This window comes from Myxococcales bacterium, from assembly GCA_016717005.1.
Taxonomy (GTDB): domain Bacteria; phylum Myxococcota_A; class Polyangia; order Haliangiales; family Haliangiaceae; genus UBA2376.
In genome coordinates, this window is record JADJUF010000025.1 from 18,065 (window position 1) to 39,055 (window position 20,991).

Sequence of the window (20,991 nt, forward strand, 5' to 3'; positions counted from 1 at the left end):
AGAATACTAGCGGACCCGGGACGCCTCCGACAACGCGGATCGGCGCCTCCCGGAGGTCACGCCGCGGTGTCCGCGGCCGCGTCGGCGGGCGGCCGGGGCAGCCCGACCGGGTGGATGCGGACCCGGCGGACCCGGCGCGGCGACGCCTCGATGATCTCGAGGATGGTGCCGTCCTCGGTGGTCAGCCGCTCGCCGGCCTGCGGGATCGCCTGGGCCAGCGACATGCACAGGCCGGCGATCGTGGTGCGGTCGGCGCCGACCGGCAGGTCCAGATCGAGCGCGCGGTTGACCTTGCGCACCGGCGCCCAGCCCTGGGCGATGGCGGTGCCGCTGGCCTCGCGCACGATCAGCGCGTCGGGCTCGTCGTCCTCGCTGAAGATGTCGCCGACCAGCTCCTCGACCAGATCCTCGATCGTCACCAGGCCGGCCAGGCCGCCGTGCTCGTCGGTGACCACCGCCATCTGCACGCGCCGGCGCTGCATCTCGCGCAGCAGATCGAGCGCGCGGGTGCGCTCGCCGACGACGTACGGCGGCCGCAGGATGTCGGCGAACTGCACCAGCCCGCGCTCCCAGGTCAGCGCCAGCACGTCGCGCGCGACCACGTAGCCGACGATGTTGTCGATCTGGCCGGCGTAGACCGGCATGCGCGAGTGGCCCTCCTCGAGGATGGCCCGCTGGATCTCCTCGGCCGGGGCGCCCTGCTTGAGCGCGACGACGCGGTTGCGCGGCACCATCACCTCGGCGACGGTGATCGCCTCGAACTCGAGCGCGCGCGACGCGATCTCCGAGGCGCGCGGGTCGACCGAGCCGGTCTTGGCGGCCTCCTCGACCAGCTCCTGCAGCTCGTCGCGCGACAGCCGGGTCTCGGTGAAGGTGGTCTTGTCGCCGAACGCTCGCAGGACCACGTTCGAGACCCCGGTCAGGAGCCACACCAGCGGCCGCATCACGTGCGACAGGAACAACACCGGCCGCGCGACCACGAACGAGAACGTGTCGGAGTAGCGCAGCGCGAGCGACTTGGGCACCAGCTCGCCGATGATCAGCTCCGCGAACGAGATCGCCACGATCACCAGCGCCAGCGCGATGGTGTCGGCGGAGTGATCGACGCCCATCGATCGCAGCAGGTCCGCGATCGAGCTGGCGCCGTGGGCGCCGCCGAAGGTCGCCGCCGCGGTCCCGACCACGGTCAGGCCGATCTGCAGCGTGGCCAGGAACCGCTCGGGCCGGTTGCGCAGCGCCTGGACCGCGATCGCGCGCCGGTCGCCCCGCCGGATGAACTCGGTCAGGCGGGTCTTGCGGACCGAGAGCAGCGCGATCTCCGCCCCCGCGAACACGCCGTTGCCGACGATGAGGACGAAGATCAGGAGGAAGTCGAGCATCCCACGGGCGTGCCGCACCGGCGGCCGGCCGGCAGTGTACCCGAAGGTGGGCGTCCGGACCATGCGCCGGCGTTCGTGTTACGCCCTCGCGATGAACGCCATGTACCTCGTCGCGCCGATCGCCATCATCGGCGTGATCGCCTACAGCATGATCATGGTGCGGCGCACGCGCGCGCACGTGAGCGCGGTCGGCGCCGAGCAGGCCCTGACCGACACCTACGGCGCGGCGTTCGAGCTGGCCCCGGGCGAGCTGCTGCGCAACCTGTGGATGGGCCAGCTCTACACCGGCCCGGCCGTGCCGGAGTTCCACGACTCGGTCGGCGACAAGGCCGGGCGGCTGGCCAAGCAGGCCGGCGCCGCGCTGCTGGGGGCCAAGCTGCGCTACGTCGCGATCCAGGTGCACGTGGCCGCGACGACCCAGGGCCGGCTCGTCGTCGCGCGCACCGGCACCGAGGGCGGCGACGATCTCGGCCTGCGGCCGCACTCGGGCTGGGCCCTGGGCCAGCCGGGCGTGGCGTTCGCGCCCGAGCTCGGGCTCGACGTCGGCGGGCCGCCGGCGTTCGACAACGGCTACCGCGGCGAGGTCGGGTTCGTCATGTTCGGCACCGCGCCGGGCCAGCGGCTGCCGGTGTGGCTGCCGGCCGACGGCATCGCCGCGATCGCGGCCTGGCGCGGGGCCGCCGCGTGAGCCGCTGGCTGGTCACCGGCGCCAACCGCGGCATCGGCCGCGAGCTGGTGCGGCAGCTCGGCGCGCGCGGCGACGCCGTCGTCGCGGTCGTCCGGAATCCGGACAGTCTGGCGCCGGGGCCCGGGCTCGAGGTCATCGGCTGCGACGTCGCCGACGGCGCCGCGGTCGCGCGCCTGGCGGCGGCGCTGGGCGACGGCGCGCTCGACGTGATCGTCAACAACGCCGGGGTCTGGCCCGACGACGGCCAGGCCCTGGGCGGGCTCGACTTCGCGGAGCTCGAGCGGTCGCTCGCGGTCAACGCGCTGGCGCCGCTGCGCGTGACCGAGGCGCTCCTGCCGCACCTGCGGCGCGGGCGCGGCAAGAAGGTCGCGCACATCTCGTCGGGGCTGGGCTCGATCGCCGACAACACCAGCGGCGGCTGGTACGGCTACCGCCTGGCCAAGGCCGCGCTCAACATGGCGGCCCGGACCCTGGCCCGCGACCTCGTCGATGACGGCATCCACGTCGCGGTGATCGATCCCGGCTGGGTCCAGACCGACATGGGCGGCGCCAACGCGCCGACCGCGGTCGCCGACTCGGCGCGCGGCATCCTGGCGCAGATCGATCGGCTCGACGCGCGCACGTCGGGCGGCTTCCTGCACTGGCAGGGCGGCACGACGCCGTGGTGAGCGGGCCGGTCCGCGCGCGGAGCTCGGATCGATCGCGCACCGGTCCGCGCGTCGGGCGGCGCGTCGGGCGGCGCGTGTCCGTCAGCGCGGCTTGACCGCGCGCGGCAAGAGCGCCCAGTACTGGCCCTTGCCGCCGAGGTGACCGGCGACGTCGCCGTCGGCGGCGTCGGGGCCCCAGTACAGGTCGGCCCGGACCGCGCCCTTGATGTTGCCGCCGGTGTCCTGGGCGACGACCAGGTGCCGCCACGGCTCGGTGCCGCGGGCGTTGACCCGGGGCGCGTCGGTGTCGATCCACAGCGGCGTCGACGCGGCGATGAAGTTGCGGTCGACCGCGGCCGACCGCTGCGGTGTCAGGATCACGTCCTGGGAGCCGATCGCGCCGGCGCGGTCGCCGAGCTTGAAGAACACCATCGAGGCGTCGCCGTCGATGATCTCGTGCATGCCGTCGCCGTGGGCCGTGAACGCCGCGCGGATGCCGGCCATCGTGCCCTGCCCACGCGGCAGCTCGCCGCGCGCGCGCAGCAGCCGGGCCGGGCCGGTGTAGGGCTGGCCGTTCTTGCCGTCGTACTCGACCCAGACCTCGGTGCCGTCGTCGAGCGTGGCCCGGCCTGAGCCCTCGATCCGCAGGAACAGCTCGTCGACCGGATCGTCGACCCACAGCAGCTCGAGGTCGCGGCCCGCGAAGGCGCCGGCGCGGATCTCGGCGCGGGTCGGCAGCGGCACCAGCGCGTGGGTGGCCGGATCGAGCCGGCCCCACTGCTTGCGCCCGCGCCCGGTCGGGCTGCACTTCGACCAGTCGATCATCACCAGCTCGGGCGGCCGGCGGTAGATCGGGTACTGGTACTGATCGTGGCGGGTCCGCGACGCGCGCAGCGGCTGCACGAAGTACGCGGTCATCTTGCCGACCGGGCCGCGCTTGCCCGCGACCTGCCACGGCGCGAACTCGCGTTCGAAGAACCCGCGGGCCGCGGCGTCGTCGCCGGCCGGCAGGTCGGCCACCGCGGCGCACGCGCGGCGCCACTGCCGGGCCCGGCCGAACCGGCGGTCGAGGCCGACCCACGCGGCGTCGGCCAGCTCGGCCAGCTTCGGGCACGAGCGCGCGAACGCGGCCGCGGCCGCGGCGTGGCGGTCGTCGGCCCAGGCCGGCAGGTCGGCCCAGGTCGCGGCCGCGAAGCGCATCCGATCGAGCGGCGGCGGCGGCCGCGGCGTGACCTTGGGGCAGGGCGGCTCGATCGCGGTCACGGGCGCGCCCGGGGCGACGACGGTGGCGGCGACGGTGGGAGCGACGGCGGCGACGACCGTGGCGGCGACGGCGGCGCGCGCGTCGCTCGGCGCGGCCGCGGCGGTCGCGCCGGCAGGATCGTCCGTCCGCGCGACCGGCGCGGGCGCGCTCGTGCCCCCGCTGCACCCGAGCGCGATGGTCACGACGGTCGCGGCGAGGCGTCGCACTGTTCGATCGTACGCGCCGGCGGGCCGGCGTGTTCCCGAAATCGGTCGGCGACCCGCGCGCCGCGATCGCCGAGAACGCTGGCTCGCGCGCGCGCCCGGCGTACACTGCGCGCGATGTCGGTCCGTGATCGCACCCCTCGCCCGCCCACGGCGAAGTACATCACGCCCGAGGGCGCGAAGCGGCTCCGCGAGGAGCTCGAGTGGCTGTGGACCAAGGAGCGGCCGCGCGTGACCCAGGCGGTGTCCGACGCCGCCGCGCTCGGCGACCGGTCCGAGAACGCCGACTACATCTACGGCAAGCGGCGCCTGCGCGAGATCGATCGCCGGATCGAGTACCTGGCCAAGCGGCTCGACGTGGTCACGGTCGTGACCGAGACCCCGCGCGATCGCGGCCGGGTCGCGTTCGGCGCCTGGATCACGCTCGAGGACGACGACGGCGGCGAGCAGGTCTACCGCCTGGTCGGGCCCGACGAGTTCGATCCCAAGCAGGGCTTCATCAGCGTCGACTCGCCGGTGGCCAAGGCGGTCCTGGGCAAGCGCGCGGGCGACGAGGTCACGGTCGCCCGGCCCAAGGGCGCGGCCACGTTCACGATCGTCGGCGTGCGCTACCGCGAGGCGTAGGCGGTTGACGCCGGCGCGCCGGTTGCGGACAATGGTCGTGGCATGCGCCCGACGCTGGTGTTCGTGACCGCCGCGATGATCGCGGGTTGCTCGGTCGGGATGGGGCCCAACACCGCGGCCTCGCGGCCGGTCCTCGGCTGGGTGACGAGCAGCGACAAGGCCACGATGTGGTCGGTGGCCAAGGACCAGACCGGCGTGCCACCCGGCTTCGTCCGCGTAGATCTAGTGGAGGACGGCTTCGCAAAGATCTTCAACTTCTTCTCGATCGTGAGCGCGGTGCGCAAGGGCAACGTGGCGGCCACCGGCGACGGCGTGGTCGCTGGCGACCGTGACGTGGTCGACCTCGACCTCGCGTTCCTGGCCCGGTTCCCGTTGCCCGTGGGCGCGTTCTGCGTCGGCGTCGGCCACGCGTGGGCGCTGCAGGGTGCCACCGACCTGACCGGCTGGGGCGTGCGGGCGTCGGTGGCGCCGATCGGCCAGCTCTCGCTCGACTTCGCCCACAGCTGGGGTGACGGCAGCGACCAGCTCGCCGACGGATCCAGCCGCGCGATCGACGGCACGCACACCAGCCTCGGCGGGACCGTGCTCCTGTTCGGCTACCGCTACTTCCGGTGGGGCGTCTCGGTCGCGCGCACCTGGACCCGCGCCGATCCCTACGCCAGCGACGGCTACACCTACTCGTTGGTCGGCACGATGTACTGACGCGAGGTCGCGCTGGAGGCGGCCGCGGCGCTTGCCGTGGGCGGGCCCGCCGTCGACAATGCCGCGATGTCCGCGCCTCGATCCGGTCGCCGCCTCGGCGGTGCGCTCGCGGTCGGGCTCGGCATCTTCCTGTCGCGCGTCGCCGGCCTCGTGCGCGAGCGGGTGCTGGCCTACTACCTCGGCCTCGGCGACGCCGCCGGCGCGTTCCGCGCGGCGATGCGCATCCCGAACATGCTCCAGAACCTGCTGGGCGAGGGCGTGCTGTCGGCGTCGTTCATCCCGGTCTACGCGCGGCTGCGCGCCGAGGGCAAGGACGACGACGCCGAGCGGATGGCGCGGGCGGTCGGCACGCTCCTGACCCTCGTCGCGACCGCGGTCACGCTCGTGGGCGTGCTGGCGTCGCCGGTGCTGGTCGACCTCGTGGCCCCGGGCTTCCACGGCGCCACCCGCGCGCTGACGGTGCGCCTGGTCCAGATCATGTTCCCGGGCGTCGCGCTGCTGGTGCTGTCGGCGTGGTGCCTGGGGGTGCAGAACAGCCACGGCAAGTTCTTCCTGTCGTACGTGTCGCCGGTGGTGTGGAACGCGATGGTGATCGCGGCGGTGGTGGTCGCGGCCCAGCGCTGGGCCGGCCGCGGCGACGATCTGGCGGTGGCGGCGGCGTGGGGCGCGGTGGTCGGCGCGGCGGCGCAGCTCGCGGTGCAGCTGCCGACGGTGTGGCGGCTGCTCGGCAGCCTCCGGCCGACGATCGCGCGCGGCGATCCGGGCGTGCGCGCCACCTGGCGCGCGTTCGTCCCGGTGTTCATCGGCCGCGGCTCGGTGCAGATCTCGTCGTACCTCGATCAGATCCTCGCGAGCTACCTCGGCCCGGCGATGGTCGCGGGCATGAGCGCGGCCCAGACGCTGTACGTGTTGCCGGTCAGCTTGTTCGGCATGGCGGTGTCGGCGGCCGAGCTGCCGGCGATGGCGCGCGCCACCGGCGACGCCGACGCGATCGCCGCGGCCCTGCGCGGGCGCCTGCGCAGCGCGCTCCGGCGGGTGGTGTTCCTGGTGGTGCCGTCGGCGGTCGCGTTCGTCGCGCTCGGTGACGTGATCGTCGGGCTGGTGTTCCAGAGCGGCCGGTTCGACGCCGGCGACACCCACGCGGTCTGGATCATCCTCGCCGGCTCGGCGCTCGGGCTGTCGGCCGGGACCCAGGGCCGGCTGCTGTCGTCGGCGTTCTACGCGCTGGGCGACACCAAGACGCCGCTGCGCGCCGCGCTGGTGCGCGTGGCGATCACCTTCGTCGCGGGCTGGGCGTTCGCGCTGCCGCTCCGTCATCACTTCGGCTACAGCGCGGTGTGGGGCGCGTTCGGCCTGACCGCCAGCGCCGGCGGGGCCGCGTGGATCGAGTACGAGCTCTTGCGCCGCTGGCTGGCCCGTCGGATCGGCCACGTGCCGGTGCCGGTCGCGCTCATCCTCGGGGCGGTCGGCGCCGCGGTGGTCGCCGGGGCGCTGACGTGGATGGTGCTGCACGCGCTCGCGCCCCGGGGCGTGCTGGTCAGCGCCGCCGTGGCCCTGCCGCTCTATGGCGTGCTGTACCTATGGCCAATGGTCGCGTTCCGGGTGCCCGAAGTGAGCGCGCTCACGCGGCGGCTGCGGCGCTGACGGCGCCGCCCGTCGACAAGTGGCAACACCATCCGCCGGTGTGTTCACATGTGACGCACGTCGTCCGCGTGTTCTCGCGCGGTTAGTTCGCCTTGACCCAGGGCATGAAAGTTGCTGACATGGCCGGGACCGCAACGGAGCTATGTCCGGGGGGCGGTGGCCGCTCGCTTCGAGCGGCGCGACTCAAACGGAAGGACGCAACGATGCGTGGACTCGTGCTTGTGGGACTAGCGATCGGAACCACCGGTTGCCTGATGTCGGGCAACTATCACTCGGCCAAGACCCTGAACAAGGGCGAGTCGGAGGTCGGCGTCACGTTCTCGGCCACCCGCTACGAGTCGACGACGACCGATCCGAACACCGGCCAGACCGAGACCGGCGCGGTCGTGCTGCCCAACCTGATCCCCGAGATCTCGTACCACATCGGCATGGCCGACGACGTCGAGGTCGGCGGGCGCGTCGGGCTCGGCTCGCTCGCGCTCGAGGGCGACGTCAAGTACCGCTTCTACAAGAGCGAGAAGCTCCACCTCGCGATCGCGCCCGCCATCAGCTACCAGTCGATGATCATCATCCAGGGCGTCGGCCTCCGGCTGCCCGCGATCTTGACCTACCAGCTGGCCGACAACATGGACTTCACGGCCGCGGTGTTCGGCTCGACCACCAAGTACTCGAACGTCGACTCGTCCGATTCCGACAACAGCCTCGGGACCTTCGGCGGCAGCCTGGTCAGCACCGGCGGCGCCGTCGGCTTCGATCTGCACGGCGAGACCTTCAGCATCCGGCCGGCGATCGAGTTCACGCGCTACGTCGCGCGCCTCGACGACACGGACGGGAGCTCCGACTTCAGCACCTTCAACTTCCTGGTCCACATCGCGTGGATCGGCGGCAAGGAGAAGCAGCAGCTCAACCGGATCGAGAAGAAGATCGACGCGCTGTCGGCGCCCGCGCCGATGGCCCCCGCGCCGGCCCCGGCGCCGATGGCCCCCGCGCCGGCCCCGGCGCCGGCGCCGATGGATCCCGGCCCGCAGTAGCGGCCGACCAGCCTCGTCTCGACGGCTCGGCTCGCGCTGGGCCGTTTGGCGTTTCGGCCGAGATCGCGACCACAATGTCGCGATTCCCGGCGCGGTCCGAGCACCGGCGCGGCGCGGCGCCGATCGATCGATCGCCGAAGACGCGAGCAATTCAAGTTGGTTGATCGTCGTTGCGGGGTGTGGCGCGGCGGTTGCTGTTGGCTCGGTCATGACCAAGCTCGCCGTCCTCGGCCTGGTGTTGACCACCGCCGCCGTCGCTGTCGCCCAGCCCGCCGAACCGCAGGCCGTGACCACGACCGGCACCGTCGTGGTCGTGTCGCCGACGCCGGTGGTGGTGACGAGCGCCGCCGCCATCGCCGGGCCCGCTGCGGCTGCGCCCGTGCCCGTGCCCGCGGCAGCGGTCGCCGCCAGCGCGCCCCAGACCCACGCCTGGGAGGAGGTCAACCACATCAACGGTACGCTGGTCCCGGTCGGGCAGGAGAACGACTACCTGAAGAGGTTCAGGCGCTGGAACGTGTCGACCAACCCGATCGGCTACATGTACGGCAGCTACGGTGTGTCGGTCAGCTACGGCCTCAACAGCAACCTCGCGATCCGCGGCGACCTCAACTACTTCGATCCGCCCGGGTCGAACTCGTACGAGGCCACCGGCGTCGATGTCGGCGTCGCCCTGCCGATCTACTTCCGCCGCACCTATCAGGGCCTGTTCCTCGAGCCCGGCATCATCTCGCGCACCTTCAGTGAGCGCTGCGGTGGGTGTCGGTCGTCGAGCGATACCAACACCACCTTCGGGCCGCAGGTGCTGGTCGGCTGGCACTGGACCTGGTCGAGCGGCTTGAACTTCGCGGTCGCCGCGGGCGCGGGGCGCAACTGGGCGGCCCGGGACAGCGAGTACGGCTCTGACGAGGTGTTCGGCAACGGGTACATGCGGTTCGGCTACGCGTTCTGATCGAGCGAGGCGCAGACCGAGCGGGCGACGCGCGGCGGCACCCGCGCCTCGCCCCGGCGGCGGCGCGATCCTGGCGGTGCTCCACGGTGGAGCAGCTGGTCGATCTCGACGCAGCGCCGTCGATCGCAAGTGCGCGAAGCCAGGGGCCGACGGCCTGGCGCAGCGGCTGCAGTAGTCCTCCACGTCGCGAGTCGATTCCCCTCGCGACGAGGAGTACGCATGTCTCACGAGCTGTCGGTTCATTTTCACGGTGTGCGCGGCTCGATCGCCGCGCCGGGGATCAGCACGGCGCGCGTCGGCGGCAACACCAGCTGCGTCGAGGTGATCGCCGGCGACACCCGGATCGTGTTCGACGCGGGCACCGGCCTGCGCGGGCTCGGCGACCGCCTGATCACCAGCGGCCCGTCGGCGACGACCCTGTTGCTGTCGCACCTGCACTGGGACCACATCCAGGGCCTGCCGTTCTTCACGCCGATCTACGTGCCCGGCAACTGGGTCGAGGTCGTCACCGGCGGCAACGGCGTCATGCCGCTCGAGGCGGCGCTGCGGCGGCAGATGTCGGCGCCGTTCTTCCCGGTCGAGCTCGACGACGTGCGCGGGCAGCTGCGCTGGCGCGAGCCGCGGGTGGGCGAGGCGTTCGCGGTCGGCGACGTCCGCGTGACGATGGCCAAGCTCAACCACCCGGATCCGGTCTACGGCTACCGGCTCGACTACGCCGGCGCGTCGATCGTCTACGCGACCGACACCGAGCACTTCGCGTGCGTCGACCCGCACCTGGCGCGGCTGGCCGCCGGCGCCGACGTGCTGATCTACGACGCGCAGTACACGCCCGAGGAGTACCCCGGCAAGGTCGGCTGGGGCCACTCGACCTGGGAGGCGGCGAACGCGCTCGCTGACGCCGCCAGCGTGCGCCAGCTGGTCCTGTTCCACCACGATCCGCGCCGCTCGGACGACCAGGTCGCCGCGATCGAGGCGCGGGCCGCGGCGGCGCGCCCCGGCACGATCGCGGCCCGCGAGGGCGCGGTGCTGCACGTCGAGACCCGGGCGACCCGGCGGACCGAGGTCTCGATGGCGGCGGTGTCGGTGGCGTGATCGGCCCGGCCGCCGATCGGCGCGCTATGCTGCCCCGCCCGATGAGCGAAGACGAGCAGCGGTTCGAGCTCCTCGCCGATCTCGGCGCGATGATCGCCCGCGAGGTCGAGCTCGACGAGCTGCTGGCGTCGTGCGCCGATCGGGTGGCGCGGGCGATCGGCGCCGAGCGCGCGACCCTGTGGGTGGTCGACGGCGCCACCGGCGAGCTGCGCGCGCGCCTGGCCGACGCGCTCGATCTCGACGCCCTGACCCTGCCGGTCGGGCGCGGCGTGGCCGGCGCCGTGGCCGCGACCGGCGAGCCGGTCATGATCGCCGACGCCGCCCGCGATCCGCGCTGGCACGCGGAGATCGATCAGCGCACCGGGTACACGACCCGGTCGATGCTGTGCGTGCCGGTGCGCGGCCCCGACGCGACCCTGCGCGGCGTGCTGCAGGTGCTCAACCACAAGGCCGGCGCGTTCTCGGATCGCGACCGGGTCTTCGCCGCCGCGCTCGCCGATCAGATCGGCCGCGCGCTCGAGTTCACGACCCTGCGCGGCCACCGGCAGCGCCCGGGCGTGGCGGTGCGCGGGCGCTACAACCACGTCGTCGGCCAGTCGCCGACGATGCGCGCGGTCTACGACGTGATCGCGCGCGCGGCCCAGACCGACGCGACCGTGCTCCTGCGGGGCGAGACCGGCACCGGCAAGGGCGTGTTCGCGCGCGCGATCCACGTCAACAGCGACCGCCGGGACGCGCCGATGGTCGCGGTCGACTGCACGACCCTGCCGGCCAACCTGGTCGAGAGCGAGCTGTTCGGCCACGAGCGCGGCGCGTTCACCGGCGCCGACGCCCGGGTCATCGGCAAGGTCGAGGCCGCCGCCGGCGGGACGCTGTTCCTCGACGAGCTCGGCGAGATCCCGCTCGAGCTCCAGGGCAAGCTCCTGCGGTTCGTCCAGGACCGCAAGTTCGAGCGGGTCGGCGGGCGCGAGACCCTGACCAGCGACGTGCGGCTGGTGGTCGCGACCAACCGCGACCTCGCGGCGATGGTCAAGGCCGGGCAGTTTCGCAGCGATCTCTACTTCCGGGTGCGGGTGATCGAGCTCGAGCTGCCGCCGCTGCGGGCCCGCGGCGACGACGACATCCTGCAGCTCGCCGAGCACTTCGCGGCGGTCTACGGCCGCCGCCACCGCAAGGTCGTGCCGGTCGTCGCCGACGACGCGCGCGCGGCGCTGTGCGGCCACACCTGGCCCGGCAACGTGCGCGAGCTCGAGCACGCGATCGAGCGCGCGGTGGTGCTGGCCCGCGGCCCGGTCATCGACGCGGCGGCGCTCGCGCTCGACCGCGGCGCCGAGGTCGACGCGGGCGCGGGCGTGGTGGTGCCGCACGAGCTGACGCTGGCCGCGGTCGAGCGCCGCTACGCCGCCGCCGCGGTCGAGCGCGCGGGCGGCAACCAGTCCGCCGCGGCGCGGACGCTGGGCATCGGACGCAACAAGCTCGCGCGGCTCCTCAAGGGCTGACGCCGCTGCGGCGGCCTGCGACAGGGTGCGACGGTCGCAGGTACCTCGCGCATCGCTCGTGCGGCGCGCCCAAGTCCTCGTCGACGCTCGCCGCGGCGACGGCGCCGCGGCGGCCGCACCTGGCCCGCGATGTGAAATAGCGATCATTCGTCAGCGCGTGTCAGCCGGCGCGCTGCTTGGCGCATCTACCTGAGCGAAGGAGCCAACCATGACCACCACGACCAACCGCTACGACGAGATCATCGGCCGCAACCGCGCCACCCGCGTGCGCGACTTCGGGTTCGCGCTGTTGCTGGCGGCGGTGACCGCGTTCGCGCTCGGCTCGATCGGCACCGCGGGCAGCACCGCCCACGCCGCCACGCCGACCGCCGGCGCCGCCCACGCCTGCGCCGTCACCGTCACCACGTGCTGAGCCGATCGAGCGGCGCGCCGCCGACGCAGGTCGCCGGCGGGCGGCCCGGTCGTCCCGGCGGACCCGCGCGGCGCAGTCGCGGCGCCGGGCGCTGGCCACCCGGTCGCGGCGCCGGGCGCCAGGCACCTGGTCGCGGCGCCGGGCGCTGGCCACCCGGTCGCGGCGCCGGCGGTCGCCCGGATCGTTCGAGCGCGGGGCCGATCCCGCGCCGGTCCTGAGGCGGCCGCGGATCGACGCCGGGCGCGCGCGCGACCCGGCGGTCGCCCGCGGGTCGTCCGGCGGGCGCATGCTACCATCGGCGACGTGCACGGGGACCATGCTCACGGTTTGAGGGTCTGATGTGGGCCGCGATCCGTCTGCTGCGGGCGACCGCCGTGTTCGGGATGATCTTCCTCAGCTACCTGTGGGCGCTGTCGTTCGCGCGGCTCTGGCCCAAGCGGCTCGACACGCCCGAGCGGTGGCGCAAGATCCACCGCACCAACGCCCGGCGCATGTACCGCGGGTTCGTGAGCCTGCGCGGCGTCTACATCAAGCTCGGCCAGATCCTGTCGATCATGGGCACGTTCCTGCCCAAGTCGTACACCGAGGAGCTCGAGGGCCTGCAGGACGAGGTCCCGCCGCAGTCGTACAAGATCATCGCGCGCGCGTTCGAGAAGGCGCTCGGGCAGTCGCCCAAGGCCGCGTTCGCGCGGTTCGAGGAGACGCCGATCGCCGCGGCGTCGCTGGGGCAGGTCCACGAGGCCCACACCGCCGCCGGTGAGCGCCTCGCGGTCAAGGTGCTCTACCCCAACGTCGCCGACATCATCCGCATCGATCTCAAGGTGCTGGGCTGGGCGCTGCGGGTCTACCGGAACTTCGTGCCGATCCACCAGATCGAGCGGGTCCACGAGCAGCTCGGCGACATGCTGGCGCGCGAGACCGATCTGGTCAACGAGGCCAGCTGCCTCGAGCGGATGAGCAAGAACTTCGACGGCGACCCCGACACGCTGTTCCCGACGGTGTACCCGACGTGGAGCTGCAAGACCGTGCTGACGATGTCGTTCATGGACGGCGTCAAGATCAGCAAGAAGGACGCGCTGTCGACGCTCGGGCTCGACCCGTACGCGGTCGCGACCAAGCTGACGCAGGTGTTCTACAAGCAGCTGTTCATCGATCGCTTCTTCCACGCCGATCCGCACCCCGGCAACTTCTTCGTGCAGAAGGGCCCGGGCGGCGAGGTCCGGATCGTCGTCCTCGACCTGGGCTCGGCGACGTCGCTCGAGCCCAACCTGGCCGACGGCATGCTCGACATCCTCCAGGGCCTGCTGACCAAGAACGACGACATGGTCGTGCGCGGCATCGGGACGATGGGCTTCGTCGCCGAGGGTGGCGATCGCGGGCTGCTCGAGCGGACCGTGCGCAAGTACTTCGAGAAGCTGCTCAACCTCAACATCACCGACTTCTCGCGGATCGATCCCAACGTCGCCCAGCAGCTCGCCGACCCCGACATGAAGCGCGACGAGCTGCGCGAGCTGATGAAGTCGATCGCGTACCCCGAGGGCTGGTTCTACGTCGAGCGCGCCGCGGTGATCATGTTCGGGCTGTCGTCGCAGCTCGCGCCCAAGCTCAACACCGTCCAGGTCGGCATGCCGTACGTGATGAAGTTCATGATGGCGCGCACCGCCGAGCGCCAGGCCAAGGCCGCCGCCGCCCCCGCGGTCCCGCCGGCGCCGGTCCCCGCCGAAGCCTCCTAGCCGCGCCGGCGGCCGTCGCGCGGGCGAGGGAGCCGGAGCTCACGGGCGTCAGCGATCGGGATCCGGCACCGCGCCCCATCCGCTGTCCGGCGATCGGTCGGGCGGCAGGGGCGGTCGTGCGGCCGTCGGGTGTCAGCCGATCGGTCGGGGGCGGCGGCCGACGGGTGTCAGCCGATCGGTCGTGCGGCAGCTGTCGGGTGTCAGCCGATCGGTCGTGCGGCAGGGTCGGTCGTGCGGCCGACGGGTGTCAGCCGATCGGTCGGGGGCGGCGGCCGACGGGTGTCAGCCGATCGGTCGGGGGGGTCAGCCGATCGGTCGGGTGTCAGCCGATCGGTCGGGGCGGTAGCGGTCGGGTGTCAGCCGATCGGTCGGGGCGGTAGCGGGCGGGTGTCAGCCGATCGGTCGGGGCGGCGGCCGTCGGGTGTCCGCCGATCGGTCGGGGCGGCGGCCGACGGGTGTCCGCCGATCGGGCGGGGCGGCGGCCGACGGGTGTCAGCCGATCGGTCGGGGCCGCGGCCGTCGGGTGTCCGCCGATCGGTCGGGGCGGCGGCCGTCGGGTGTCCGCCGATCGGAGGGTCGATGGCTGTGAATGTCTTGCAGTAACAGGTGGTTACTTGAATCGGAAGGAATGTCTTGTCAGAAACGTAAACGTAGTTTACTTTGTGCTCGTGATTCACGAAGTGGTCGAAGCCAGCCCGCGCGCGCGCCGTCGCGAGGCCAAGCTCGAGCGGATCCTCGACACGGCCCTGGCGGTGGTCGCGGCCGACGGTCTCGAGGGCCTGCACATGGCGCGGCTGGCGGCGGCGGTCGACTACACGCCAGGCGCGCTCTATCGCTACGTCGAGTCCAAGGACGCGCTGGTCGCGACGCTGGTCGCGCGCACCCTGGGGCAGGTCGAGGGCGCGCTGCGAGCGGCCGAGGCCGAGCCGGCGGCGCCGCCGTCCGGGCTGGCCCGCATCGGCGTCCTGGTCAGGGCCTACCGCAGCTTCGTCCAGGCCGAGCCCCACCGGTTCGGCTTGCTGGCCCTCGCGCTCGCCGAGCCGCGGGTGCTCGTCGGCGATCCCGAGCACGCGCGCGCCACGGCCGCGGCGGTGATCGGCGCGCTCACGCCGCTGGCCGAGGCCCTGACCGCGGCCGCCGCCGACGGCGCGCTGACCGCGGGCGACCCGGTCGCGCGGACCCTGTGCGTGTTCTCGCTCGTGCACGGCCTGTCCCAGCTGCCCAAGCTGGCGCGGGTCGCGCCGACCTCGTTCGACATCGACGCGCTGGCCCTCGCCGGCGTGCGCGCGCTGCTGATCGGCTGGGGCGCGTCGCCCCATGCCGTCGACGCGGCGCTGACCTGACCTCGCTGGATCCGGAGGACCCATGACCTCGCTCGTCGTCACGTTCGCGCTCGGCGCCTGCAGCTGGACCCTGCTCGAGTACGTCATCCACCGCTGGCTCGGCCACGATCGGCGGTTCCGCGGCAACCCGTTCGGCGTCGAGCACGTGCGCCACCACGCCGAGGGCAACTACTTCGCGCCGACCGTGAAGAAGCTGATGGTCGCGGTGGTGGTCGCGCTCGGCGTCGGCGGACCGGCGACGCTGCTGGCCGGGGCCCACGGCGCCGCGGCGGTCGGCGGCCTGCTGGTGATGTACGGCGCGTACGAGGTGCTGCACCGCCGCGAGCACACGCACCCCGGCATCGGCCGCTACGGCCGGTGGGCCCGCCGGCACCACTTCCACCACCACTTCGTCGACCCGCGCACCAACCACGGCGTCACGACGCCGCTGTGGGATCTGGTGTTCGGGACCTACCGCACGCCCGAGGTCATCCCGGTGCCCGAGAAGCTGTGCATGCGCTGGCTCCTCGACGACGCCGGCTCGGTCCGGCGCGAGCACGCCGATCGCTACACGCTGCGCCCGGCGCGCGCGTGACCGGCGCGCGCGCCGATCACCGCAGCCCGTAGGCCATGCGGATCGCGCGCTGGCCGGCGCCGTAGCGGCCGACGTCGAGCGCGACCGCCGCGAAGCCGGCGCGCTCGTACATCCGCTGGGCCCGGTGGTTGTGCTCGGCCACGCACAGGCGCAGCTCGGTCAGGCGCCCGGCGCGGGCGGTGGCGCGCGCCATCGCCATCGCGTGATCGAGCAACGCCCGGCCCAGGCCGTGGCGGCGCCACACCGGCTCGACCGAGATCGCGAGCAGGTCGGCGACGTGCTCGCCGGTGGCCTCGTCGCGGTAGAACGCCAGCATCGTGAAGCCGCGCCGCGGCGCCGGATCGTCGATCCACGCGGCGACGTTGGGCTGGGCGAGCCACGCCGGCAGCACCTCGCGGTAGTCGCCGAGGTCCGCGAAGGCGCGGATGCCGAGATCGATCAGCCACCCGTGGTCGAGCGGCGTGGCCCGCCGGATCGCCGGAGGCGCGACCGCGGGGCGCAGCAGGGTGACCACGCCGTGAGTGTTGCGCAAGACCCGGGCGCGTGCACGCCCTCCGGTCGGGGCGCGCGACCGGCGTCAGCCCGCGGACGGACGGCGTCAGCCCGCGGGACGGGACGGCGTCAGCCCGCGGACGGCGTCAGGCCGCGGACGGACAGCGTCAGCCCGCGGACGAGCTGGCCGTGCCCTGGCGCGGAGCGTCGCGCTTGGCCGGCAGCGCGGCGGCGCGGTCCTGCTTGAGCGCGGTGGCGGCGATCGGCGTGGTCTCGGCGGTGTCGGCGCTGGTCGCGGCGGCCGCGGCGGTCGGCGCCACCAGCTCGCGCAGCGTGTAGCGGCCGGGCGAGGCGCGCACGAACCGCGAGCTGTCGCCCTGGCGCTTGATGTCCATCGCGAGGTCGCGGGCGACCACCGTGTCGGGAGTCTTGGACTTGCTCGGCAGGCGTGCACCCGCGCGCGCCACGATCTCGCGCACCGTGATCGGCGCGCCCGACGTCCTCAAGATCTCCTCAACCACGGCTAGCGTGCTCATCGTGAATCCCCCTGGGAAGACGTCCCCGCGCTCGGCGGTGGCCACTTCCCCCTGGCCATTCGGTGCCTGCTTCGTGCTGGTCTTCGTGTCGTGACGTGCGCGGCGTGCTGCTCGAGCACCACCGCCCGAGTCATCCTACCCACGTGGCTCGACGCTACCAGTCTTGACATGCTCGAAAAATCCGGCGGGTGTCCGCGGCGAAAATGATCCGCGAGCAGAGTTGCAATTTCACCCCGATCGATCCGGGCGCAGGTGCTACACCGACCGCAACAAGGAGTCGTCGATGAACCTGTGGGAACCCATCCTCGCCATGATCATGGCGCTCACCAGCTTCGCTATCAAGCCCAACCCCAAGGCGCCCACGGCCGAGGTCGTGCTCGAGCACACCGTCGACGACGCCGACGTGTTCGTCCACCTCGACCTGACGCCGACGGTGATCGACAACTACGCGGTCTGGCAGAAGCTCGTGGACGAGCCGCTGGTCAAGCAGATGCCGGCGCTGCGCGACGGCCTGCGCGACGCCTCGACCCAGGCCGAGGGCGGGCGCGCGATGGTGAAGAGCCTGATCGGCGTCGATCTCGCGGCCGACCTGACGTCGATCACCGCGTACGCGAAGTTCAAGCCGAGCGGTCCGCCGGACGTGCTCGTGGTCGTGCGCGGCGCGATCGCGGCCGACCTGCCGCAGCGCCTGAGCCAGAACATGGGCGGCAAGCCCGAGACCATCGACGGGCGGGTCGCGGCCACGACCTCCGACGGCATGATGATCGGCACGGCCAAGAGCGGCGCGCTCCTGGTCGGCACCCGCGCCTGGGTGGCGCCGCGCCTGGCCGACGGGTGGAAGGCGGCGCCGCGGGCCCGGGGCTCGGCCTGGGCGCACATCGCCACGGCGCTGACGCCCAAGCCGTTCTTCGTGCTGGCGTCGAAGCCGTCGTCGTCGGCGGCGGCCCAGCTCGCGACCCAGATCCCGGCCAGCTTCGGCCGCGAGCTGGTCACGCAGCACACGCTCGCGATCGTCACCGCGAGCGCGACCGGCATCGGCTGGACCTACCAGGCCAAGGACGCGGCGTTCGCGGCCCGGATCAAGCTGGCGTCCGAGGGCTGGATCGAGCTGATGCGCGCGGCCCACATCGCGCCGCGCGGCATGGCCGAGCTCGCGGTCGCGGCGCTGCCCAGCTACGCCGGTCGGGGCGCCGCGCTCGACGACGCGATCAAGCACAAGGACCAGATCCTCGCGGCGGTCGGCGAGCTGACCGGCGACGGCAAGTTCCAGGCGACCGTGAAGCAGAGCGGCACCCTGGTGACCGTGACCACCCGCGGCCGCCGGATCTCCGACGTGGTCCCGGTCGGCCTGGTCATGGGCCTGGGCGCGCTGGGCTGGGTCTCCGCGACCGCGCCAGCGCCGGCCCCGGCCACCGTGCCGGCCCGGCCGACGCCCCGTCCGACGACGGTGCGGCCGCCGCCGACCCGCTCGACCACGCCGCGGCCCGCGCCGAAGCCGTCGGCCGGCTCGGCCCACCCGTGATCGGGGCGTGACGGTCGTCTAGACCGCGACGCGCTCGAGGATCCGCGTGAGATCCTCGAAGTCGCAGTCGCTGGCGGGGCTGGCGGCGGGGACGATGGCGATCGGCCGCACCGGGCCGAGGTCGTCGCCCTCGACGCTCATCTCGACGATCATCTCCTCGTCGATCGCGACCCACTCGCCGTCGCGCAGCTCGCGGCGCTGGCCGACGCGGCGCTCGTACTGGAACACGCGGGTGTCGGCCTTGCCGATCCGGCGATCGATCTGCCGGCGCTCGCGGGTGAGCGCGGTGCGCAGGTCGGCGATCGTGGTCGGCATCGGCTCGAGGATCTGGACCTGGCCGTGGCACGAGAAACACATCGGGTGCCAGCCGCCGAGCAGCTCGACCGAGCGCAGCAAGCGCCGGCGGCGCTCGAGGCAGGTCACGCACCGGGCGCCAGCGCCCACCGGGCGGGCGTCGACCCAGCGCGCGTAGCAGCCCCAGCAGCGGCCGCGCCGCAGCTCGTGGACCTTGGCGTGGCAGACGTCGCACTCGTGGGTCGGCAACACCATCGTGGGATCGGTGGTACGCGGCGGCCTGGAGCGGGGCAAGTTTTTGGCGGGGCGCTGCGTCCCGCGGGCGGGCGTGCTAGGTTCGTCGACGGGGAATCGTGCCGACGACGCGCGCGCTCATCCATGCTCCGTGGTCGGCCTCGAAGGTGTCGACCGCGCTCCGGTGCCCGCGGTTGTTCCACTTCCGCTACGTCGAGAAGGTGCCGGAGCCCGAGGTCAGTCCCGAGGCCCGCATCGGCAAGGCCATCCACGTCGCGCTCGAGCACGCGCTCCAGGGCACGCCGCCGGCCGAGGCCGCGGCCAAGGGCCGCACCGCGCTGACCGACGAGCACGAGCAGCTCCGCTACGACGCGCTGACCGGCGGCGTGGCCCCGTTCACCGAGCGCATCAACCGGTTCCGGCGCCAGCGTCGGGTCCAGCGCCAGTTCGTCGAGTACTCGCTGGCGGTGCGCGAGGATCTGACCCAGACCCAGTTCTACGCCGGCGACGCGTTCTACCGCGGCGTGGTCGACGCCGCGTACCTGTACGACGACGAGCACCTCGCCGTGGTCGATCACAAGACCGGGCGCCGGTTCCCGGGCAGCTCGATGCGGGACCAGCTCGAGGGCTACCTGGTGCTGTCGGCGGCGTGGTGGAAGAGCGCGCGCACGTTCTGGCTGGGCCTGCACTGGGTGGCCGAGCGCGCGGTCGAGTGGTCGCCGCCGGTGGCCGCCGCCGAGGTCACCGACCGGCTGGCGCCAGCGGTGCTCGACAACATCGAGGCCGCGGCCCTGGCCATCGACGACGGCCCGCGCACCAACCCCGGCCCGTGGTGCGATCGCTGCGCCTACCGGTCGCTGTGCCCGGCCAGCCAGGATCGCTGGGAGCCGGTCGACTACGACGAGGACGACGAGTAGCGGGTCGGGGCGGCGCTCAGTCGTCGTCGCGGTCGCCGCCGAGCCAGCCGCGGCGTCGGAACCACAGCACCATGCCGCCGGCGATCGCGGCCATGGCCCCGAGGAGCGCGGCGAACGCCCAGCGCCGGTGCACGCCCGGCAGCGACTCGAAGTTCATGCCGTAGACCCCGGCGACGAAGGTCAGCGGGATGAAGATGCTGGCCATGATCGTCAGCGTCTTCATGACCTCGTTGCTGCGGTGGCCGACCAGCGACAGGTAGGTGTTCATCAGGCTGTTGATCAGGTCGCGCTGCGCGTCGATGACCTCGACCAGCTGCGTGCAGTGGTCGAGCGTGTCGCGCAGGTACAGGCGGACGTCGGCCGGGAACGGGCCGGTGGGCTCGCGCAGCAGGCCGGCCAGCGCCAGTTGTTGCGGCGCGAGCGCCCGGCGCGCCTGCACCAGCTGCGCGCGGATCGCGTTGAGGCGCTGCAGCACGCGCGGCGAGCTGTGCTCGTCGAGGCGGTCCTCGATCCGCTCGAGCCGCTCGGTCAGCTGCTCGATCAGCGGGTAGTACCCGTCGACGATCGCGTCGACGATCGCGTAGGCCAGGTAGGCCGGCCCGGCGGTGCGCATCTTGCCGGCGCCGTCGTGGAGCCGGCGGCGGATCGGATCGAGGCAGTCGCCGTGCTGCTCCTGGAACGAGATCAGGTAGCGGGGGCCGATGACCATCCCGACCTGCTCGATCTCGACCCGCGCCGCCGCGGCCGGGCGGACCATCCGCGCGATGACCAGGACCTGGTCGGGGTACTCCTCGATCTTGGGCCGCTGGGGCGCGTTGACCACGTCCTCGAGCGCGAGCGGGTGGATGCCGAACAGCTCGCCCAGGGACCGCAGCACCGCCTCGTCGCCGAGCCCCTGCACATCGATCCACGTGGTCCCCGGCCGCTCGAGCAGCGCCGGCAGCTGCGCGACCTCGGTCACCTGCGTGGTCGTCAGCCCGGCGGCGTCGTAGCTCTGGACCGTGATCGTCGGCGGCGGCGCGCCCGCGGCCACCACCAGCGTCCCGGGGCGGGCGCCGGCGGGCGGGTGGCGCTTGCGGAACGTGCGCAGCACGCCGGGCAGCTTCTCGTGCAGGGACACCCGTCAGTGGTACCGCGGGCGCGCCGCCGGGGCGAGCCGGCATGTGGCGCCGGGCGTCGGTGGCCGCTCAGCGCTTGAACCTCGGTCGAACA

At 73.3% G+C, this 20,991-nt stretch carries 21 protein-coding genes; 15 read left to right on the forward strand and 6 right to left on the reverse strand.

The genetic code is table 11. The features are described 5' to 3' along the window. Positions 1-56 precede the first annotated feature (56 nt). Positions 57-1,379, reverse strand: coding sequence for an HlyC/CorC family transporter (locus IPL61_21530; protein ID MBK9033814.1), 1,323 nt, complete (start codon positions 1,377-1,379; stop codon positions 57-59). Between the two features lie 91 nt (positions 1,380-1,470). Here IPL61_21530 and IPL61_21535 point away from each other — a divergent pair, with 91 nt between their 5' ends. Together IPL61_21535 and IPL61_21540 are read left to right on the forward strand one after the other, a co-directional pair. After that, on the forward strand, positions 1,471-2,067 hold the full coding sequence (locus IPL61_21535; GenBank protein ID MBK9033815.1) for a hypothetical protein: 597 nt from the start codon (positions 1,471-1,473) through the stop codon (positions 2,065-2,067). Then, positions 2,064-2,735, forward strand: coding sequence for an SDR family oxidoreductase (locus IPL61_21540; protein MBK9033816.1), 672 nt, complete (start codon positions 2,064-2,066; stop codon positions 2,733-2,735). Before IPL61_21535 ends, IPL61_21540 begins: the two co-directional genes overlap by 4 nt. A gap of 81 nt (positions 2,736-2,816) precedes the next feature. On the opposite strand, the gene IPL61_21545 is transcribed toward IPL61_21540, so the two are convergent. Continuing rightward, a complete protein-coding gene (locus IPL61_21545; GenBank protein MBK9033817.1) occupies positions 2,817-4,184 on the reverse strand; it encodes a murein transglycosylase A in 1,368 nt (455 codons plus the stop codon). A gap of 114 nt (positions 4,185-4,298) precedes the next feature. On the opposite strand from IPL61_21545, the gene greB reads away from it, so the two are divergent. The 11 genes from greB (at position 4,299) to IPL61_21600 (ending at position 15,784) form a co-directional block, all read left to right on the forward strand. After that, the gene (gene greB / locus IPL61_21550) at positions 4,299-4,805 is read left to right on the forward strand and encodes a transcription elongation factor GreB (protein MBK9033818.1); all 507 of its coding nucleotides are present in this window, start codon (positions 4,299-4,301) and stop codon (positions 4,803-4,805) included. A gap of 42 nt (positions 4,806-4,847) precedes the next feature. Then, entirely contained in the window at positions 4,848-5,507 is a 660-nt protein-coding gene (locus IPL61_21555; protein MBK9033819.1) for a hypothetical protein, read from the forward strand. A 66-nt stretch (positions 5,508-5,573) separates the two neighbouring features. Then, the gene (murJ, locus tag IPL61_21560) at positions 5,574-7,151 is read left to right on the forward strand and encodes a murein biosynthesis integral membrane protein MurJ (GenBank protein ID MBK9033820.1); all 1,578 of its coding nucleotides are present in this window, start codon (positions 5,574-5,576) and stop codon (positions 7,149-7,151) included. Positions 7,152-7,405: 254 nt separating this feature from the next. Then, positions 7,406-8,182: a hypothetical protein gene (locus tag IPL61_21565; GenBank protein MBK9033821.1), complete on the forward strand. Its 777-nt coding sequence runs from the start codon at positions 7,406-7,408 to the stop codon at positions 8,180-8,182. 208 nt (positions 8,183-8,390) lie between these two features. Further along, on the forward strand, positions 8,391-9,131 hold the full coding sequence (locus tag IPL61_21570; protein ID MBK9033822.1) for a DUF3575 domain-containing protein: 741 nt from the start codon (positions 8,391-8,393) through the stop codon (positions 9,129-9,131). 219 nt (positions 9,132-9,350) lie between these two features. Continuing rightward, on the forward strand, positions 9,351-10,223 hold the full coding sequence (locus IPL61_21575; GenBank protein ID MBK9033823.1) for an MBL fold metallo-hydrolase: 873 nt from the start codon (positions 9,351-9,353) through the stop codon (positions 10,221-10,223). Between the two features lie 26 nt (positions 10,224-10,249). Then, complete coding sequence (locus IPL61_21580) at positions 10,250-11,722, forward strand: sigma-54-dependent Fis family transcriptional regulator (GenBank protein MBK9033824.1); 1,473 nt, start codon at positions 10,250-10,252, stop codon at positions 11,720-11,722. A gap of 208 nt (positions 11,723-11,930) precedes the next feature. Next, complete coding sequence (locus IPL61_21585) at positions 11,931-12,134, forward strand: hypothetical protein (GenBank protein ID MBK9033825.1); 204 nt, start codon at positions 11,931-11,933, stop codon at positions 12,132-12,134. Between the two features lie 338 nt (positions 12,135-12,472). Continuing rightward, positions 12,473-13,867 carry an AarF/ABC1/UbiB kinase family protein gene (locus IPL61_21590; protein MBK9033826.1) on the forward strand — a complete coding sequence of 465 codons (1,395 nt, stop codon included), beginning with the start codon at positions 12,473-12,475 and terminating at the stop codon, positions 13,865-13,867. A gap of 668 nt (positions 13,868-14,535) precedes the next feature. Beyond that, on the forward strand, positions 14,536-15,210 hold the full coding sequence (locus IPL61_21595) for a TetR/AcrR family transcriptional regulator (GenBank protein ID MBK9033827.1): 675 nt from the start codon (positions 14,536-14,538) through the stop codon (positions 15,208-15,210). A 22-nt stretch (positions 15,211-15,232) separates the two neighbouring features. Beyond that, positions 15,233-15,784, forward strand: coding sequence for a sterol desaturase family protein (locus tag IPL61_21600; GenBank protein ID MBK9033828.1), 552 nt, complete (start codon positions 15,233-15,235; stop codon positions 15,782-15,784). Positions 15,785-15,800: 16 nt separating this feature from the next. Here the strand turns inward: IPL61_21600 and IPL61_21605 are convergent, their stop codons facing one another. Together IPL61_21605 and IPL61_21610 are read right to left on the reverse strand one after the other, a co-directional pair. Continuing rightward, positions 15,801-16,100 carry a GNAT family N-acetyltransferase gene (locus tag IPL61_21605; GenBank protein ID MBK9033829.1) on the reverse strand — a complete coding sequence of 100 codons (300 nt, stop codon included), beginning with the start codon at positions 16,098-16,100 and terminating at the stop codon, positions 15,801-15,803. Between the two features lie 343 nt (positions 16,101-16,443). Continuing rightward, positions 16,444-16,812, reverse strand: a complete 369-nt coding sequence (locus tag IPL61_21610; GenBank protein MBK9033830.1) for a winged helix-turn-helix domain-containing protein — start codon at positions 16,810-16,812, stop codon at positions 16,444-16,446. 283 nt (positions 16,813-17,095) lie between these two features. Here IPL61_21610 and IPL61_21615 point away from each other — a divergent pair, with 283 nt between their 5' ends. After that, complete coding sequence (locus IPL61_21615) at positions 17,096-18,334, forward strand: hypothetical protein (protein ID MBK9033831.1); 1,239 nt, start codon at positions 17,096-17,098, stop codon at positions 18,332-18,334. 18 nt (positions 18,335-18,352) lie between these two features. Here IPL61_21615 and IPL61_21620 read toward each other — a convergent pair whose 3' ends face one another. Next, complete coding sequence (locus IPL61_21620; GenBank protein ID MBK9033832.1) at positions 18,353-18,883, reverse strand: hypothetical protein; 531 nt, start codon at positions 18,881-18,883, stop codon at positions 18,353-18,355. 98 nt (positions 18,884-18,981) lie between these two features. On the opposite strand from IPL61_21620, the gene IPL61_21625 reads away from it, so the two are divergent. Then, the gene (locus tag IPL61_21625) at positions 18,982-19,779 is read left to right on the forward strand and encodes a PD-(D/E)XK nuclease family protein (protein MBK9033833.1); all 798 of its coding nucleotides are present in this window, start codon (positions 18,982-18,984) and stop codon (positions 19,777-19,779) included. A 16-nt stretch (positions 19,780-19,795) separates the two neighbouring features. Here the strand turns inward: IPL61_21625 and corA are convergent, their stop codons facing one another. Continuing rightward, the gene (gene corA / locus IPL61_21630; GenBank protein MBK9033834.1) at positions 19,796-20,899 is read right to left on the reverse strand and encodes a magnesium/cobalt transporter CorA; all 1,104 of its coding nucleotides are present in this window, start codon (positions 20,897-20,899) and stop codon (positions 19,796-19,798) included. Positions 20,900-20,991 lie beyond the last annotated feature (92 nt).